Below are 15,439 nucleotides of genomic sequence, written 5' to 3' on the forward strand. Positions count from 1 at the left end.
ATGAGTGAAACAATGATCGTACCCTATGAAAATTCGAGTTGAAAATATCACCAAGACTTACCCTCTTCCAAAAGGAAAGCAATTCACCGTACTGAAGAATATAAATTTTACAATTAATGAGGGCGACTTTGTTACAATTCTGGGAGAATCAGGCTGCGGAAAGTCCACGTTGCTGAATATTCTTGCGGGTCTGTTGCCTGTCTCCTCCGGAGAAATATGGGTTGATAATAAAAAAATTGTCGGACCTCATCCGTCAAGGTCCATTCTTTTCCAGCAGCCCAATCTGCTGCCATGGCTCAGTGTGGAAGAAAATATCGTGTTTGGCTGCAAGCTTCGGGGCGAAGTTGACAATCTGAGGTTTCGGGCCAATCAGCTGATAGATATAATGGGATTGTCAGGGTTTGAAAAGGTCTATCCCCATGAACTTTCCCTGGGCATGGCACAACGGGTATGTCTGGCAAGGTCACTTATCGGACATCCGGATGTACTGCTTTTAGATGAACCGTTCGCGTCGCTTGACACATTTACCCGAATTCATCTTCAGGAAGAACTGATAGACTTCTGGCAGGTCGAAAAATTAACAGTCATCTTCGTGACACATGATATTGACGAAGCAATTCTCATGGGAAACAAAGTGATATTATTAGGGGGGCATCCGTCTGGTATTGTTAAAATTTTTGATATCAGGATGAATTATCCCAGAGATATGACAAGTAAAATCTTTTTTCTCGTCAGAACCTCAGTTCTCAAGAAGTTTGAAGAGGCATTTACAGACAATAAAAATTTGAATCCGGGAGAAAAAGAATGACGCTCTTAACCAGACGGGACTTTTTGAGAAAAACTGCTGCCGCGAGTGCCGGCGCACTGACCGGGGCATCATTAAAACCGGTTCTCTCGTTTCCGAGTTCCTTCACAGGAAAGCATGAGACGGAAACAAAGCTGCGTATCGGATATTTGCCCATAACTGATGCGGCTCCCCTGCTCATTGCCCACGCAAGGGGGTATTATCAGGAAGAAGGACTGAAAGTTGACAGGCCGATAAAGATTCGGAACTGGTCTGCATTGTCAGAATCCTTTTTTACAGGAAAATTTAACGTCACTCACATGCTGCTGCCCATGCCTGTCTGGACACGGTATAACAACAAGGCTCCTGTGAAGGTCATGGCGTGGGACCATACAAACGGCAGTGCGATCACGGTGAGAGCAGACGCAGGTATCACAGGCTTTGAGGATCTGGGCGGCAAACATATCGCGGTGCCTTACTGGTATTCGATGCACAATGTCATCCTGCAAATGGGATTGAAAAAAGCAGGTCTGATTCCTGTTATCCAGCCGCAATCCGCACCGCTCAGGCCCAATGAGGTGAATCTGTTTATCCTTCCTCCGTCTGAGATGCCTGTGGCTTTGTTCGGAAAAAAAATTGACGGGTATATCGTTGCAGAGCCTTTCAATGCCATTGCTGAAATAAAACTCAGGGCGAAAATAATGCGGTTCACAGGAGACATTTGGAAGAACCACCCCTGCTGTGTGGTGGTAATGAATGAAAACCTTGTTCGTTCAAGACCTGTTTTTACGCAAAAGGTTATCAATGCCATTGTAAGGGCGCAGTTATGGATTTTAAACAACCGGGCCGAGGCCGCCAGAATATTAAGTATTGACGGGAATAAATATTTGCCTGCTCCGGAGAAAATATTATTAAGGGTTTTCACAGGATATGATAATCTTGCGATATATGGCAAAGGAACGGTTCCCCGGGCCATTCGGCATCCTGAGTGGAATATCGGCAGAATCGGGTTTCAACCTTATCCGTATCCGTCCGCAACCCGTTTTATTGTGAAGGAAATGGCCCGAACCCTGATGGAAGGGAATACGGCATTTCTCAAACGTCTTGATCCTGATGGTGTGGCAAAGGACCTTGTTGATTACACATTTGTAAAAAAAGCCATTGCCAATGTCGGGGGACCTGAAAAATTTGACGCGATAAGCATTGAAAATCCCTGGGAAAGAGAAGAGGTTTTTGATCTCTGACAGTTCCGTATTCAGCAGCAGAAAAAATATTTTTCTTTCCGGCTCCGGATATCTGACAGCGTCCTGAGACTTCCGATGTTTTTAATATTTCATAAGTCTGATCTGGCCATTGTTATTGCATTTCAAAAAAATAATGTTATTCCTCATAAAATATTTTGACACACATTTGAACGAATCAGAGTCTGTTTCAGTGGAAAAAGGGCTGGCTTACAGAATTTGTTACGGATTCCTGGGAACGGTGATTTTTATCTTCCTATGGACACTGATCGGTTATCTGATTTTCACCAAGCCGGAGTATAAACAGTTTTCAGGCCTTTTGCCTCTGCCAACCATAAAGGCTTTTTATTCGCTGATTTTTGATAATGATTTCTGGTCTTCGGTATATGCCAGTCTTCGGCGGGTAACTGTCGGGATATCCATTGCGTTTGTCATGGGCCTTCCTCTGGGCCTGCTTATCGGGTTTTATAAGAAGCTGGAACTGATTACCTATACTCCCGTACAATTTGTGAGAATGATCAGCCCGGTGTCATGGATGCCTGTGGCGCTGCTTGTTTTCAGGAGTTTTGAATCTGCGATTTACTTTCTCATTGCAATATCAACTGTTTGGCCGATTATATTAAATACAACCCACGGTGTTTCAAGGGTGAATCCTCAGTGGATTAATATGGCTCGGAATCAGGGGGCAAAAAACTACCAGCTGTTATTAAAAATTATTGTTCCTTCATCCGTCCCATATATCCTTACCAGCCTTCGGCTAGCCCTCGGGGTGGCGTGGATTGTTCTGGTTCCAGCGGAATTCCTGGGCGTGTCAAGCGGTCTCGGATATATTATTAATGACGCGCGTGACACCATGGAATATGACCGGCTTATGGCTATCATTATTGCCATCGGTATCGTGGGGTTTATCTTAGACGGCTCTATCCAACTGATACAGAAATCATTTCCTTTTAAACGAACATGGAACTAAATTGAGAATTGAGAATTGAGAATTGAATTCTGTTTTTTCAGTTCGTAGTTCCGCGTTTAGGCGGTATGACACCGCCTAAACGCGGAACTAAGTACCTCATCATAAGTTTTCGATATTCGCACGGGAAAGAAACCCGGCTTTTTTCCCGGAATGAGTCGCCGCCCGTAAAGGAAAAAGCCGGGTTTCTCCGCCGTTCATAGAAAAAAAATATGTATAAAAAACTTTTGATCAGGTACTTATATTATTCCTTCCAATTGTCAGGCAGCCGGGGCTTCGCCCCATATATATCAGGTTGCCGGGCGGGGTTCGCAACCTGTCTGAAAAAAATATAGATTAATAGAAACAATGAGTTATGATTCTGATCTGATACAAAGAGCGGCTCGTTTTGACAGGCTCAACGAGCAGTTCCCCGCACCAGCCCCCTGAACCTGTCGAAGGGGGGCTTTTACTGCTTGTTCAGGCATCTGAGTTCTTCACGATCATCAAAAGGAAAAGTCTTATCCCCGATAATCTGATAAGGCTCGTGTCCTTTACCGGCCACCAGAATGACATCGCCTGTACGACTCATAGAAAAAGCCTTTCCAATGGCTTTCCGCCTGTCGGGTTCCACAATTACACCGTGTTCGGGCATACCCGTCAGAATGTCATCAATAATCGCATCAGGGTCTTCACGCCGGGGATTGTCAGAAGTTACCACACATAAATCCGAAAGATCAGAAGCTATTTTTCCCATTAGCGGACGTTTTCCCCTGTCCCGGTCACCGCCGCAGCCAAATACCGTGATGATCCGTTCAGAACCTGTTGCCCGTAATGTCTGCAATATTTTTTCCAAAGAATCCGGCGTATGCGCATAATCCACAATTCCCACCCGGTTTCCCGGCAGCGTTACTGTTTCAACGCGTCCGGATACCCCGTTCAGCGTGTGGCAGGCAGTCCGGATTTGTTCTGTATCAGCTCCCAGGGCCAGACAGGCGGCCATGGCTGCCAATACATTATAAACATTAAAATTCCCCACAAGAGGTGTGCTGATATCCAACGTCGTGTCCTGATAGCTGACACGGAAATTTGTTCCCCGGGAAGAACACAAAATCTGATCTGCCCTCAGACTTGCCCCGGGAGTGCATCCGTAATCTATCACAGGGCAGGGGCAAAGCGACATCATTTCTTTTCCCATCTCATCATCACTGTTAATCACGGCGGTGGCATCGGATTTTAATCCGGTGAACAATGACATTTTAGCAGCACGGTAATCTGCCATGGTCCCATGAAAATCCAGGTGATCCCGGCTTAAATTCGTGAATACGGCTACATCCGTATCCAAACCGGAGACCCGATCCAGCTTCAGGGCATGGGAAGATATTTCCATGGACAGGGTGCTGATGTCCATATCACGCAGTTCCCCCAGGGTCCCGAACAAGGTCGGAGACAGCGAGGTGGTATAAACTGTGTCAGCATATTTTTTGTGACCTGTATATAAACCCAGCGTACCCAGGGCCGCGGACGGTTCACCGCAGGCTGTGAGCATCTGGTTAATCAGGTGTGTCGTGGTGGTTTTGCCATTGGTTCCGGTAACACCGATAATATTAATGTCCTTATCTGGCGTGTCAAAAAAATATTTTGCAGCATAAGCCATCGCTTTCCGAGCATCCGGGACGATGATCTGCGGTAAGGTAATATCGGGAATCGGCCGTTCAAGCACCAAGGCCCCTCCTCTTTCCGGAAGGATTTCACTTAACGGGTCAGAGGCATCTTCTGACCTGAACGAAGTAAGCAGATTCAGTCCTTCCACCCAGTGTCCGTATTCCAAAAATTCATCAATAACGCAATACAGCGCGCCGTTCCGCAATTCTTCGGGACAGCAGGCAACGCCGCTCACAGGAACATCCTGAAAGCGTATCACTTCCCGTGGTGATAACAGTGATACAAACTCGGACAATCTTTTCATTGTTTGCTCTTTCTTTTGATTTTTAATTGCATAAGCACCTGTCCGCTACAAGGATTTCATATAAGAAACGGGATTCATAAGAAGGGATTATTTTGATCCGCTCCTTATTATCCTCTTCCTATCCGCACGGATTAGTATAATGCGACCGGAGCTTAGGAATCCCTGCTTATCACTAATCCATGTAGATGAAGACAGATTCATAAAAAAGGGATTTTGACTCGCCTCCGATAATCCTCTTCTTATACAAAATCCCTGTGGCGAAAAAGGAGGAGTCAGGTTCTGTTTCTGTAACTCCCCAGTTTTCTGCTTTTATTTTTTTGTTTTTTATTAGCAGGTTATATTTTTATTGACTGACTTTGATATTCAAAATATAATACTGATAATTTGTATTTGCAATTTAAGTACCTGATCAAAAGTTTTTTATACATCTTGTTTTCCGCGAACCTCGGAGAAACCCAGCTTTTTCCTTCAGGATCGGCGGATCATTCCGGGAAAAAAGCCGGGTTTCTTCCCCGGGCGAATATTGAAAACTTATGGTCAGGTACTTAACAGCTCTCTCGGGGACTGGTAAATCTGACGTATTCATAACTTCGGATAAATTTTAACAATTTGATTTTTTGAAATTTCATATCCGATGATGGCAGACAGAACCTGGAAAAGAGAATAAAACCTTCTAAAGCCAGGCAATTATTTATTGGAGAATTTAATGAATTTCGCAACAACTAATTTTTTGTCTTATCAGAAATCTGTTCCCGATGTTCTTGATAAGATCAGCGCAAAAGATATCTTATCCAAACAGCATTCAATTCTGATAAAGCCGAATCTGGTCAATTCATCTCCGTTTCCGGTGACAACATCGGTTAAATGTTGCGAAGCCATTGTGAATTATATAAAAGCCTCTTCAGATGCCGATATTGTGATTGCAGAAGGGGCCGGGGATGCCACACACGAAACATATGAAATATTTGATTTGCTCGGGTATACAGATTTGGCAGAACGTCAGGGCATTGAGCTTGCTGATCTGAATCATGCGCGGCTCAGAAAACTGGAAAATAAGGCCAGGCCTGTATTTCTGGAAATGTATCTTCCGGAAATTGCGTTTACTCATTTTATTATTTCCGTACCGGTACTCAAGGCCCATTCGCTGGCTGTTGTTACGGGGACATTGAAAAATATGATGGGACTTGCGCCGCCCAGGTATTATTCCGGACAAGGTCCGTGGAAAAAAGCGTTGTTTCATGAGCGTCTTCATGAGGCAATTATTGATTTGAACACATACCGTTCCCCGGACCTGTCTGTAATGGACGCGTCCGTGGGGCTTGCTGATTTTCATCTCGGAGGCCGTGAGTGTTCTCCCCCGGCCGGAAAGCTGATTGCGGGTTTTGATCCTTTGGAAACAGACCGTGAAGCTGCAAACCTGCTTGGCATTGATTGGAAAACTGTTCCTCATCTTTCGTCTGACCTTCAATTACAGGCGGAAGCCTTGACATAAAAAATTTAGGATGGGCGTGGTAAAGCAAAACCCGCAGGACATCATATCCGCATATTCGCACAGGGCGGGCCGTCCCCCTGCGGCATTTGAATCGGATGTGGCAAAAAAACGGGTTGTTGATCTGTAAGCGCCGGAGAAAAATTTCTCTTTAACTTGATAATCAAGTTTTTTTGATCCGATTCGAACAAAAAATCTGTCATTCCTGCGAAAGCAGGAATCTGTTTTTGAGCGATGCGGCAACTCCGGAAGCAGTAGATTCCTGCTTTCGCAGGAATGACAAAAAAAACTTGATTATCGAGTTCAAAGAAATTTTATCAAATATGCGAATAGCTAAAAAAGGAAAACAAAAGCAAATCATCATTGATCCGGGTGAACACTATGTATCAAATGAAGCAGTGACGCTGTCAACGCTTCTCGGATCATGTGTCGCGGCATGTCTTTATGATCCGGTTCGGTGCGTTATAGGGATGAACCATTTTCTTTTGACCACCAGGGGCTATGATGAAAATGTCCCAATTTGTGACACAGAACCGGGCAAATACGGCGTGTGTGCAATGGAATTGCTCATTGATAATATGCTGAATATGGGCGCACAACGTGAAAACCTTCGCGCCAAAGCCTTCGGAGGCGGCTCCATGTTCAAACCGTTTGAGGAGTGCAGTATCAGCAATTTTTGTCTGGGAAATATCAATGGAATTTTTATTCGGGAATTTTTGAAAAAAAGCAATATCAAGCTGATTTCCGAGGACCTGGGCGGAGACAGAGGAAGAATTATCCATTTTTCCTCTGATGATTTTGCCGTATATGTAAAAAAAATTAAGACGATTGCCAATTCCGGTCTTGTCCAAAGGGACAGAATATTATGGAAACAGACCACGGGACAGTAAAAGAGAACTTATGACGCTGCTTTCATGTCTCGCTGAGAACCGGGGCCTATGGCCGTTAAAAAAATCGTCAGTTTTGAAAAAATTTTTTACTATCAGAATATTCTGATTCCTGGTTCTTAAATTTTAATCCACAGATTATCCGGATCAGAATAACAGACAACGCCAATGGCAGCCAAATCCATAGCAATTCGCTCGTGATAACATTTAAGCCGCGTCTGCTGAGAAATGCCGTGACACTCAGCGGTGACACTTTAATCGGTGTCCAGGGGAAAAAATAGCGTGTGTTATCAAAGGGTGAAAACAATGCAACGCCTAAACCGCCGTTTGTAAATACATCCAGTATCCCATGGCTTGCCGTTACAAAGAAAAAGTAAAGCACATATCGGCACCAGCATTTTGAAAAAATTTTTTTCTGTCGGAAAAAGATCGTGACAATGAAAAGACTGAATAACAAAGCAAAAAACGGCGAGTGAAAAAAGCCTCTGTGACCCAAGAAATGACTGTATGGGATATGAAAATAAAAACCAATGACATCTGCATCAGGAAACACAGCGCAAAACACGGAGAGAAACCAGAAAGATTTAGGTGTTTTCTTCTTTGCAAATGTTTTCCCCATGGCAATACCGACAATTGAATGAGTAATGAATGAGGGCAAATCAGCCTCCTAAAATAACGGAGCAAAAATAATATGATTAGAAAAGCAAGCATAAAAGACATAAAAGCCATTCACGAACTTCTCCAGGAATACGGTAACAAAGGAGAACTTCTCCCCCGACCCTTAAGCAAGCTCTATGATCACGTAAGGGATTTTTCAGTCTGTGTTGAAGATGACAAGGTTGTGGGCTGCTGCGCCTTACAGTTCTGCTGGGAAGACCTTGCTGAAATACGCTCGCTGGCAGTAGATTCGGATTATTCAGGGAGAAGAATCGGAACAAAACTTACAGAAGCGGCCATTTCCGATGCAATCTCCTTCAATATAAATAAAATCTTCACACTGACCTACCGCCCCGGATTTTTTGAGAGGTTCGGTTTTATGGAAATTGACAGGTCCGAGCTTCCCCTGAAAATATGGGCGGATTGCATACTTTGTGTAAAATTCCCGGACTGTGACGAAACCGCAATGATGAAGATCATTAACCATTAAGTGAGTGATCAATTGTAAAACCTGCCTTTGCTACAAGGATTTTACATAAGAAACGCTCATAAAAAAGCCGGGTTTTTCACCCCCGGTCATGAAAATATATGGTGAAAAAAGACAAAAAAAACCGGCTTTTCCAAATGTATTTTCCTGGTAAAGGATTTATAATCAATTTGTTATAATCCGCTTCTTATACAAAATCCTTGTAGCGAAACCTCTCTTCTTACACCGAATCCCTGTGCAAAAATTGCTTCAGCTATCCTCCAGCACGTCCCGAATGGTCCTCGCGAGATCATTCAGCTCAAGGGGTTTTATTAACAACTTCCGAATCCCTATGGTCTCCGCTTTCTCTTTTGTTATATGTTCACTATATCCGGTACAAAGTATAACCGGAATATCCGGCCGGATTTTCATAATTTCTCCGGCTAATTTTTCACCGGTCATATTCGGCATGGTCAGATCAGTAATCACTATATCAAACCTGTGAGGATTTTTACGAAAAAAATTCAGCGAATCCACAGAATTTGTTCTGCTTTCAACCTGATACCCCAGATGCTCCAGTGCTTTTTTCCCCATATATGCCAGCACATTATCGTCATCAACAAAAAGGATGGATTCATTGCCCCGGGAAAGTCTGTCATCTGACCGGGGTTTTGAAATCTCCTCTGCCTCCTCTGCCCTTGGAAAATATACATCAAAAACAGTTCCTTTTCCCGGGTTGCTTGTAACAGTGACAGCACCTTCGTGGCTCTTTACAATACCATGCACCACAGCCAGCCCCAGCCCTGTGCCTTCTCCCTGCTCCTTGGTGGTAAAGTAAGGATCAAATACCCGCTCTGTCATATCAGGCAATATGCCATAACCCGTGTCTTTCACACTGAGTTTAAGGTATTTACCGGGTGTTAAATCAGGATGCTGAACTGTCTCATGGTCATTTAACTGTGTATTTGCCAGACAGATTTCCAATACTCCGCCTTTTTCTTCCATTGCATGGGCCGCATTCGTACAAAGATTCATTAATACTTGGTGGATTTGGGTGGGATCCGCTTCAACCGTTCCTGTGTCAGATTCTATGTGTTCACGAATATCTATGGTGGAAGGTATCACCGCCCTCAGCATTTTGAGGTCTTCCTTTATAACAGAGCTGATTCGAACCGGTTTTTTTTCCTGTTCTGTCCGGCGGCTGAACATGAGAATCTGATATACCAAATCCTTGGCGCGATAGCTTGCATTCAGAATCTGATCAAGATAGTGTCGGAAAGGGCTGTCTCCGGGCAGTTTGTAAATTGTCAGCTGTGCATACCCGATAATGGCTCCGAGGGTGTTATTGAAATCATGAGCAATACCGCCGGCAAGGGTTCCGATGGCTTCCATTTTTTGCGCCTGGCGCAATTGTTTGTTGGCTTCTTCCAGTTCCCGGGTTCTCTGACGAACGATTTCTTCCAGATGCTCTTTATAGTATCGGGTTTCCCGGATCAGAGCGGCTTTTTCCAGGGCATTTTTCACCGCAAATTCAAGAACAGCCATATCCTCAATGGGTTTGGTGAGATAATTCCACGCCCCTGAGCGAAGGGCCTCAACAGCATCCTGCAAAACGCCGGTTCCGGAAACAACGATAACAGGGGTTTCCGGTGACTCATTCACCACCGTGGATAAAACTTCAAGTCCCTCAACCTCCGGCATTCTCAAATCCACAAGAATGAGATCAGGGGTTTTCTCTCGAAACAACTTCAGCCCGATTTTTCCATTTTCAGCCTTTATAACTGTGTATCCGGAATCTTCCAAAAAATCTCCGATTGTCATACGAATCATTTCTTCGTCATCAATGCAAAGTATTGTTGCTTTTTCCTTGTTCATAGTCGCTCCTTAGGAATTGAAGGCTGAGGAATCAGAATTAAAAATCAGCAAATCGAAAACTTAAGTTCGATCATAATTTTTCTGTAAGGGAAGGATTCCAAATGATAACAGAAATTTTCAATCTGTTAAAAATTGAAACATTTTAAGCAGATCGGAAATTCATGAATTGCTCATGATCCAATGATAACGAGTGAATTTTTCGATGTGCTGATTTTTATTTTTTTGTTTGCAATTTTCTGATTGCCCGGGTTAATATCTCCATATCCGACAGAGGCTTTAATAAAACTTGTTCCTTTGTTATTCCCATGTCTCTGAATTCTTTGGGAAGGGTATAGAAAGCCGAGCCTGTATGAATGATAAAGTTCAGAAGCGGTTGTATTTTGTTTGCCTCTTTGATGAAGGTATTTCCATCCATCCCGGGTAACCGCATATCCACAACGACGATCTCAAATTTATACTCGCCCAAAAGCTCCATCCCCAGTTCTCCGCTATCGGCTGATTTCACTTCAAAACCGTCATCTTCGAGGAAATCTTCCAGGTTGATACGGACCATTTCCTCGTCTTCTATGATAAGTACTTTGATTGGCTGTTCATTCATATTTCACTCCAGTTTTTTAAGGTCGCCAGTCAAACTTATTTTGTGTCGGGGGGTATTGTCAAATAAATTTATTGATATCTTGTCATCAGAATGTCTCAGAATTACAAAAAAATGTCTTTTTAAACTGATGATCAGATTTTCTGAACTGATTTTGACAAAAGCTTGTCATTCCTTATTTCGCAGGCTTTCGGCGTGAGTTCGGACTTCGGCGAGTTCAGTCAGGTCGTCGAACAGAATGTCAGAAAAAAAACGCCATGACCGAGTTTAAATAAATTTAGTAAATCGAAAAAGTTTTCAGGACCCCGCGGGGCAGACAGACGGGGAAGAAACCCTGCTTTTTCCGGCGGGGGACAGTTCGGGAACCCCCCCGGGTTTCTCCGCTGTCCCGCGCACAGCCCGGAAACTTTTCGATCTGCTGTTGCCGGATGCATATGGGTTGAGAACTTCGTCCGGCAACAACCCCCGTCCTGCAAATAGCAAATGAGCAACTCCGATGTCATGCTTACAACCTTCCGAGAATAAAATAAATTTATTAAAGCATATAAAAATCTGATATAAAAAAGCACTTGATACAATGAATTTTTTATGTTTAAATAATATGTATCATTTTATAAAACTGATGATAATGAGTATTATTCAAAAATTTGAAGAGGTTTCAAAATGCCACAGGTCTGATGATGCCTCTTAAAATCAGTTTGATGAGTTGGGTAAGTACTTATATAAAAATTTTTCGGTATTTTTTCCGGAGTGCTGAAATGAAATTTCAGCACTCCGGAAAAAAATGGCAACAAATCAGTCCCAAGCACTTCTTTAATTTCAAAATATCCTGAAAGCCCTCGGTAAGAAAGCTCTTCCCCTGCTGTTCAGATGACGCTCATCATAAGTGTCATGGAGGCCTCCGGAACCTTAAAGGGGCTAAAGAAATAAAGATATCTGAGGTCTCTGAAACTTCGGAGGTCTCCATGAGGCTACAAAATGTCATATGGTGAATTTACACTGAAAGAAATAAAAAGCAAGTTTGGTATCCGAATAAAAGGAGAGGATTCTCTGTTTTCAGAGGTACAAAAAAGTAATCTTTCCGATTTCTTATCCGAAGCCCTGGAAACCGGTGTCCCTCTTGCCCGCGGAATTGGGACAGATAAGGCAAGGTCTGAGTTTATTATTGCGCCTGTTCTGGCAGAAGTCAGAAAAATGTTAAAAAATAAAATCAGTCTGTTCTCAGGTATCAATTTCAACGTCAACCAGAGGCGGGGCCTGTCCGGTCTGTGTGATTTTATTCTCACTCCCTGCGAACAACAATTGGAATTAACCATGCCTGTCCTTACGGTGGTGGCAGCAAAAAATGAAAACATAAATGCCGGTATTCCTCAATGTATGGCTGAAATGATAGGGTCCAGGATATTTAATGCAAGGGAAGGGAACGGCATTAAATATGTTTTCGGATGTGTTACAACAGGCACTGTCTGGAAATTTTTGAAATATAATAAGGGAACGATCTTTGTGGATATTGATGATTATTATATTCGGGAAGTCAATAAGATATTGGGCATTTTTTTAGAAATAATGTCGCTTTTTATTTTTCGCCTGACAGTTTTTCCATGTTCCGTCACCTCAAAAGGGCTGCTTTATAATTCTCAACAATTGGAGAGAATTATAAACGCAGGCGAGAAATCAGGGAGAATTTTACAGAAAACGGCTGCTGCTAATTCTCAAAAAACACACAGAACTTATGCACCTGCCGAGAATTCTCAGAAATCAGATGAGAACGGGGCTGCTCTCCCCCATTCTCAGAAAACAGACAAGGCAGAGCGCGTTGCCCGTGATTCTCAGCAGACAGATGTAAAAAAAATTGTTGTCGGTAACCAGGCAAACAAAAACACACCCGACTGAATGAGAAAATTACTATTCGGACTTATGTTTTTTTGTACAGACCTCGCCGAAGTTCCTGAGACTTGGGAACGCTTCAAATACCGAGAAACTTTGTCCGGGTACCAAATCACAGTTTGAATACTTAGTCATTTTCCAGTGTTTTTGAAACGCTGAAATCAATACTTATCAGGAGATTATATGAAGAAAGTCAAAGTTGAAGACGCAGTGGGGATGGTGCTGGCTCATGATCTGACACGCATTGTGCCCGGAGAGTTCAAAGGTCCGGGATTTAAAAAAGGACACGTGGTGAGAAAGGAAGATATTCCGGAACTGATGAAAATGGGGAAGAATCACATTTTTATTCTGGATCTTTCAGATACTCACCTTCACGAAAATGACGCGGCCTTACGAATTGCAGAGGCCATGTGCGGTGAAAATATTCGGTGGACCGAACCCAGTGAAGGAAAGTCGGCCATGATCAGCAATGCAAACGGTCTTCTTAAGATCAATACCCACGATCTTCTCAGGGTCAACAAGATGGACAACATCATTGTTTCCACGCTGAAAAATAACTTTCCCTGCCAAAAAGACCAGACCGTCGCAGCCACCCGGATCATTCCTTTAACCATTGAGCGGGAGAAAATTGAAAACCTGGAATCCATGACCCGGGAAACAGGTCCCATCATTCGCATATTGCCCTACAGAACCATGAAGGTGGGCGCGATCATTACGGGCACTGAAGTTTACAAGGGACTGATTAAAGACGAATTTGATGAATTTGTGGGCTACAAAGTCAGAGAATACGGGTCTGAACTGCTGAAAAAGATACTGGTTCCGGATGATATCGAGGCCATTTCAGAAGCGATCCGGGAACTCAGAGATTTGGGATGTGATGTGATTCTCACCACTGGCGGGCTTTCTGTTGATCCGGATGATGTAACCCGGCTGGGGGTTCAACAGTCCGGGGCGGACATCATTGTTTATGGTTCCCCCATTCTTCCGGGAGCCATGTTTCTGTATGCTCTTCTTGACGGGATGCCTATTGTGGGCCTTCCGGCCTGTGTTTATTATCACCACATAACGATTTTTGATTTGGTGTTCCCGCGGGTTTTGGCGGGAGATGAAATCACACGGGACAAAATCGCCGAGCTGGGGCATGGCGGCATGTGTATGAATTGCGATGTCTGTCGCTACCCTGTCTGCCCATTTGGAAAATAACCCCCCTTCGACAAGCTCCGATACTGTTGACCTGAGAGCGGGCGAATTTCTCCGGAGTGCGAAAATGATTTTTCGCAATTGCAAAAATAAAATTTTTGCACTCCGGATAGGTGAGTCTGTCCGCCGCTCGCTGAGAATGCTTTTTCGCATTTTTTCTCCGGAGTGCGAAAATGATTTTTCGCAATTGCAAAAATAAAATTTTTGCACTCCGGATAGTTGAGCCTGTCATCCGCTCGTTGAGCCTGTCATCCGCTCGTTGAGCCTGTCATCCGCTCGTTGAGCCTGTCGAAACGAGCATTCCCCTCTTCGACAGGCTCCGATACTGTTGACCTGAGAGCGGGCGGATTTCTCCGGAGTGCGAAAATGATTTTTCGCAATTGCAAAAATAAAATTTTTGCACTCCGGATAGGTGAGTCTGTCCGCCGCTCGCTGAGAATGCTTTTTCGCATTTTTTCTCCGGAGTGCGAAAAATGATTTTTCGCAATTGCAAAAATGAAATTTTTGCACTCCGGATAGGTGAGCCTGTCAGCTGCTCGGTGAGAATGCTTTTTCGCATTTTTTCTCCGGAGTGCGAAAATGATTTTTCGCAATTGCAAAAATAAAATTTTTGCACTCCGGATAGGTGAGTCTGTCCGCCGCTCGCTGAGAATGCTTTTTCGCATTTTTTCTCCGGAGTGCGAAAAATGATTTTTCGCAATTGCAAAAATGAAATTTTTGCACTCCGGATAGGTGAACCTGTCCGCCGCTCGGTGAGAATGCTTTTTCGCATTTTTTCTCCGGAGTGCGAAAATGATTTTTCGCAATTGCAAAAATAAAATTTTTGCACTCCGGATAGTTGAGCCTGTCATCCGCTCGTTGAGCCTGTCGAAACGAGCATTCCCCTCTTCGACAGGCTCCGATACTGTTGACCTGAGAGCGGACGAATTTCTCCGGAGTGCGAAAATGATTTTTCGCAATTGCAAAAATGAAATTTTTGCACTCCGGATAGGTGAGTCTGTCCGCCGCTCGCTGAGAATGCTTTTTCGCATTTTTTCTCCGGAGTGCGAAAATGATTTTTCGCAATTGCAAAAATAAAATTTTTGCACTCCGGATAGGTGAGCCTGTCAGCCGCTCGCTGAGAATGCTTTTTCGCATTTTTTCTCCGGAGTGCGAAAAATGCTTTTTCGCAATTGCAAAAATGAAATTTTTGCACTCCGGATAGGTGAGTCTGTCCGCCGCTCGCTGAGAATGCTTTTTCGCATTTTTTCTCCGGAGTGCGAAAATGATTTTTCGCAATTGCAAAAATAAAATTTTTGCACTCCGGATAGGTGAGTCTGTCCGCCGCTCGCTGAGAATGCTTTTTCGCATTTTTTCTCCGGAGTGCGAAAAATGCTTTTTCGCAATTGCAAAAATAAAATTTTTGCACTCCGGATAGGTGAGCCTGTCCGCCGCTCGCTGAGA

Annotated in this window: 14 protein-coding genes; 8 read left to right on the plus strand and 6 right to left on the minus strand. The window is 43.7% G+C overall.

Features of this window, described 5'->3' with window-relative positions; translation table 11 throughout:
* The first annotated feature begins 25 nt into the window (after nucleotides 1–25).
* The 3 genes from dnm_RS19655 to dnm_RS19665 all read left to right on the plus strand — a co-directional run bounded on the left by dnm_RS19655 (nucleotide 26) and on the right by dnm_RS19665 (nucleotide 2,995).
* Nucleotides 26–808, plus strand: coding sequence for an ABC transporter ATP-binding protein (locus dnm_RS19655; RefSeq protein WP_207678604.1), 783 nt, complete (start codon nucleotides 26–28; stop codon nucleotides 806–808).
* Nucleotides 805–2,028: an ABC transporter substrate-binding protein gene (locus dnm_RS19660; protein ID WP_207678605.1), complete on the plus strand. Its 1,224-nt coding sequence runs from the start codon at nucleotides 805–807 to the stop codon at nucleotides 2,026–2,028. The genes dnm_RS19655 and dnm_RS19660 overlap by 4 nt, the downstream gene beginning before the upstream one ends.
* A gap of 166 nt (nucleotides 2,029–2,194) precedes the next feature.
* Nucleotides 2,195–2,995: an ABC transporter permease gene (locus dnm_RS19665; protein ID WP_246556039.1), complete on the plus strand. Its 801-nt coding sequence runs from the start codon at nucleotides 2,195–2,197 to the stop codon at nucleotides 2,993–2,995.
* Between the two features lie 445 nt (nucleotides 2,996–3,440).
* Here the strand turns inward: dnm_RS19665 and dnm_RS19670 are convergent, their stop codons facing one another.
* Nucleotides 3,441–4,940: a UDP-N-acetylmuramoyl-L-alanyl-D-glutamate--2,6-diaminopimelate ligase gene (locus dnm_RS19670; protein ID WP_207678607.1), complete on the minus strand. Its 1,500-nt coding sequence runs from the start codon at nucleotides 4,938–4,940 to the stop codon at nucleotides 3,441–3,443.
* 706 nt (nucleotides 4,941–5,646) lie between these two features.
* Here dnm_RS19670 and dnm_RS19675 point away from each other — a divergent pair.
* Nucleotides 5,647–6,432 (plus strand): DUF362 domain-containing protein, encoded by a 786-nt coding sequence (locus dnm_RS19675; protein WP_207678608.1) that lies wholly within the window; start codon nucleotides 5,647–5,649, stop codon nucleotides 6,430–6,432.
* 224 nt (nucleotides 6,433–6,656) lie between these two features.
* A complete protein-coding gene (locus dnm_RS19680) occupies nucleotides 6,657–7,319 on the plus strand; it encodes a chemotaxis protein CheD (RefSeq protein WP_207678609.1) in 663 nt (220 codons plus the stop codon).
* A 67-nt stretch (nucleotides 7,320–7,386) separates the two neighbouring features.
* Here the strand turns inward: dnm_RS19680 and dnm_RS19685 are convergent, their stop codons facing one another.
* Complete coding sequence (locus dnm_RS19685) at nucleotides 7,387–7,974, minus strand: metal-dependent hydrolase (RefSeq protein ID WP_207678610.1); 588 nt, start codon at nucleotides 7,972–7,974, stop codon at nucleotides 7,387–7,389.
* Between the two features lie 33 nt (nucleotides 7,975–8,007).
* Here dnm_RS19685 and dnm_RS19690 point away from each other — a divergent pair, with 33 nt between their 5' ends.
* Nucleotides 8,008–8,463 (plus strand): N-acetyltransferase, encoded by a 456-nt coding sequence (locus tag dnm_RS19690; protein WP_207678611.1) that lies wholly within the window; start codon nucleotides 8,008–8,010, stop codon nucleotides 8,461–8,463.
* 246 nt (nucleotides 8,464–8,709) lie between these two features.
* Here dnm_RS19690 and dnm_RS19695 read toward each other — a convergent pair whose 3' ends face one another.
* Complete coding sequence (locus tag dnm_RS19695) at nucleotides 8,710–10,314, minus strand: response regulator (protein ID WP_207678612.1); 1,605 nt, start codon at nucleotides 10,312–10,314, stop codon at nucleotides 8,710–8,712.
* A gap of 214 nt (nucleotides 10,315–10,528) precedes the next feature.
* Nucleotides 10,529–10,912, minus strand: a complete 384-nt coding sequence (locus tag dnm_RS19700) for a response regulator (protein ID WP_207678613.1) — start codon at nucleotides 10,910–10,912, stop codon at nucleotides 10,529–10,531.
* A 975-nt stretch (nucleotides 10,913–11,887) separates the two neighbouring features.
* Here dnm_RS19700 and dnm_RS19705 point away from each other — a divergent pair.
* Together dnm_RS19705 and dnm_RS19710 are read left to right on the plus strand one after the other, a co-directional pair.
* Nucleotides 11,888–12,802, plus strand: coding sequence for a hypothetical protein (locus dnm_RS19705; protein WP_207678614.1), 915 nt, complete (start codon nucleotides 11,888–11,890; stop codon nucleotides 12,800–12,802).
* Nucleotides 12,803–12,979: 177 nt separating this feature from the next.
* A complete protein-coding gene (locus dnm_RS19710; RefSeq protein ID WP_207678615.1) occupies nucleotides 12,980–13,999 on the plus strand; it encodes a molybdopterin-binding protein in 1,020 nt (339 codons plus the stop codon).
* 245 nt (nucleotides 14,000–14,244) lie between these two features.
* Here the strand turns inward: dnm_RS19710 and dnm_RS19715 are convergent, their stop codons facing one another.
* Both dnm_RS19715 and dnm_RS19720 read right to left on the minus strand, forming a co-directional pair.
* The gene (locus tag dnm_RS19715; RefSeq protein ID WP_207678616.1) at nucleotides 14,245–14,448 is read right to left on the minus strand and encodes a hypothetical protein; all 204 of its coding nucleotides are present in this window, start codon (nucleotides 14,446–14,448) and stop codon (nucleotides 14,245–14,247) included.
* 76 nt (nucleotides 14,449–14,524) lie between these two features.
* Nucleotides 14,525–15,346 carry a hypothetical protein gene (locus dnm_RS19720; RefSeq protein WP_207678617.1) on the minus strand — a complete coding sequence of 274 codons (822 nt, stop codon included), beginning with the start codon at nucleotides 15,344–15,346 and terminating at the stop codon, nucleotides 14,525–14,527.
* Between the last annotated feature and the right edge of the window lie 93 nt (nucleotides 15,347–15,439).

Source organism: Desulfonema magnum (assembly GCF_017377395.1).
Classification (GTDB): Bacteria; Desulfobacterota; Desulfobacteria; order Desulfobacterales; family 4be13; genus Desulfonema_C; species Desulfonema_C magnum.

Excerpts from the sequence above, each read along its gene's own strand:
- dnm_RS19700 (WP_207678613.1), bottom strand. The coding sequence starts at position 10,912 with ATGAATGAACAGCCAATCAAAGTACTTATCATAGAAGACGAGGAAATG.
- dnm_RS19690 (WP_207678611.1), top strand. The coding sequence starts at position 8,008 with ATGATTAGAAAAGCAAGCATAAAAGACATAAAAGCCATTCACGAACTT.
- dnm_RS19695 (WP_207678612.1), bottom strand. The coding sequence starts at position 10,314 with ATGAACAAGGAAAAAGCAACAATACTTTGCATTGATGACGAAGAAATG.
- dnm_RS19660 (WP_207678605.1), top strand. The coding sequence starts at position 805 with ATGACGCTCTTAACCAGACGGGACTTTTTGAGAAAAACTGCTGCCGCG.
- dnm_RS19655 (WP_207678604.1), top strand. The coding sequence starts at position 26 with ATGAAAATTCGAGTTGAAAATATCACCAAGACTTACCCTCTTCCAAAA.
- dnm_RS19670 (WP_207678607.1), bottom strand. The coding sequence starts at position 4,940 with ATGAAAAGATTGTCCGAGTTTGTATCACTGTTATCACCACGGGAAGTG.
- dnm_RS19705 (WP_207678614.1), top strand. The coding sequence starts at position 11,888 with ATGTCATATGGTGAATTTACACTGAAAGAAATAAAAAGCAAGTTTGGT.
- dnm_RS19720 (WP_207678617.1), bottom strand. The coding sequence starts at position 15,346 with ATGCGAAAAAGCATTCTCAGCGAGCGGCGGACAGACTCACCTATCCGG.
- dnm_RS19710 (WP_207678615.1), top strand. The coding sequence starts at position 12,980 with ATGAAGAAAGTCAAAGTTGAAGACGCAGTGGGGATGGTGCTGGCTCAT.
- dnm_RS19715 (WP_207678616.1), bottom strand. The coding sequence starts at position 14,448 with ATGCGAAAAAGCATTCTCAGCGAGCGGCGGACAGACTCACCTATCCGG.
- dnm_RS19675 (WP_207678608.1), top strand. The coding sequence starts at position 5,647 with ATGAATTTCGCAACAACTAATTTTTTGTCTTATCAGAAATCTGTTCCC.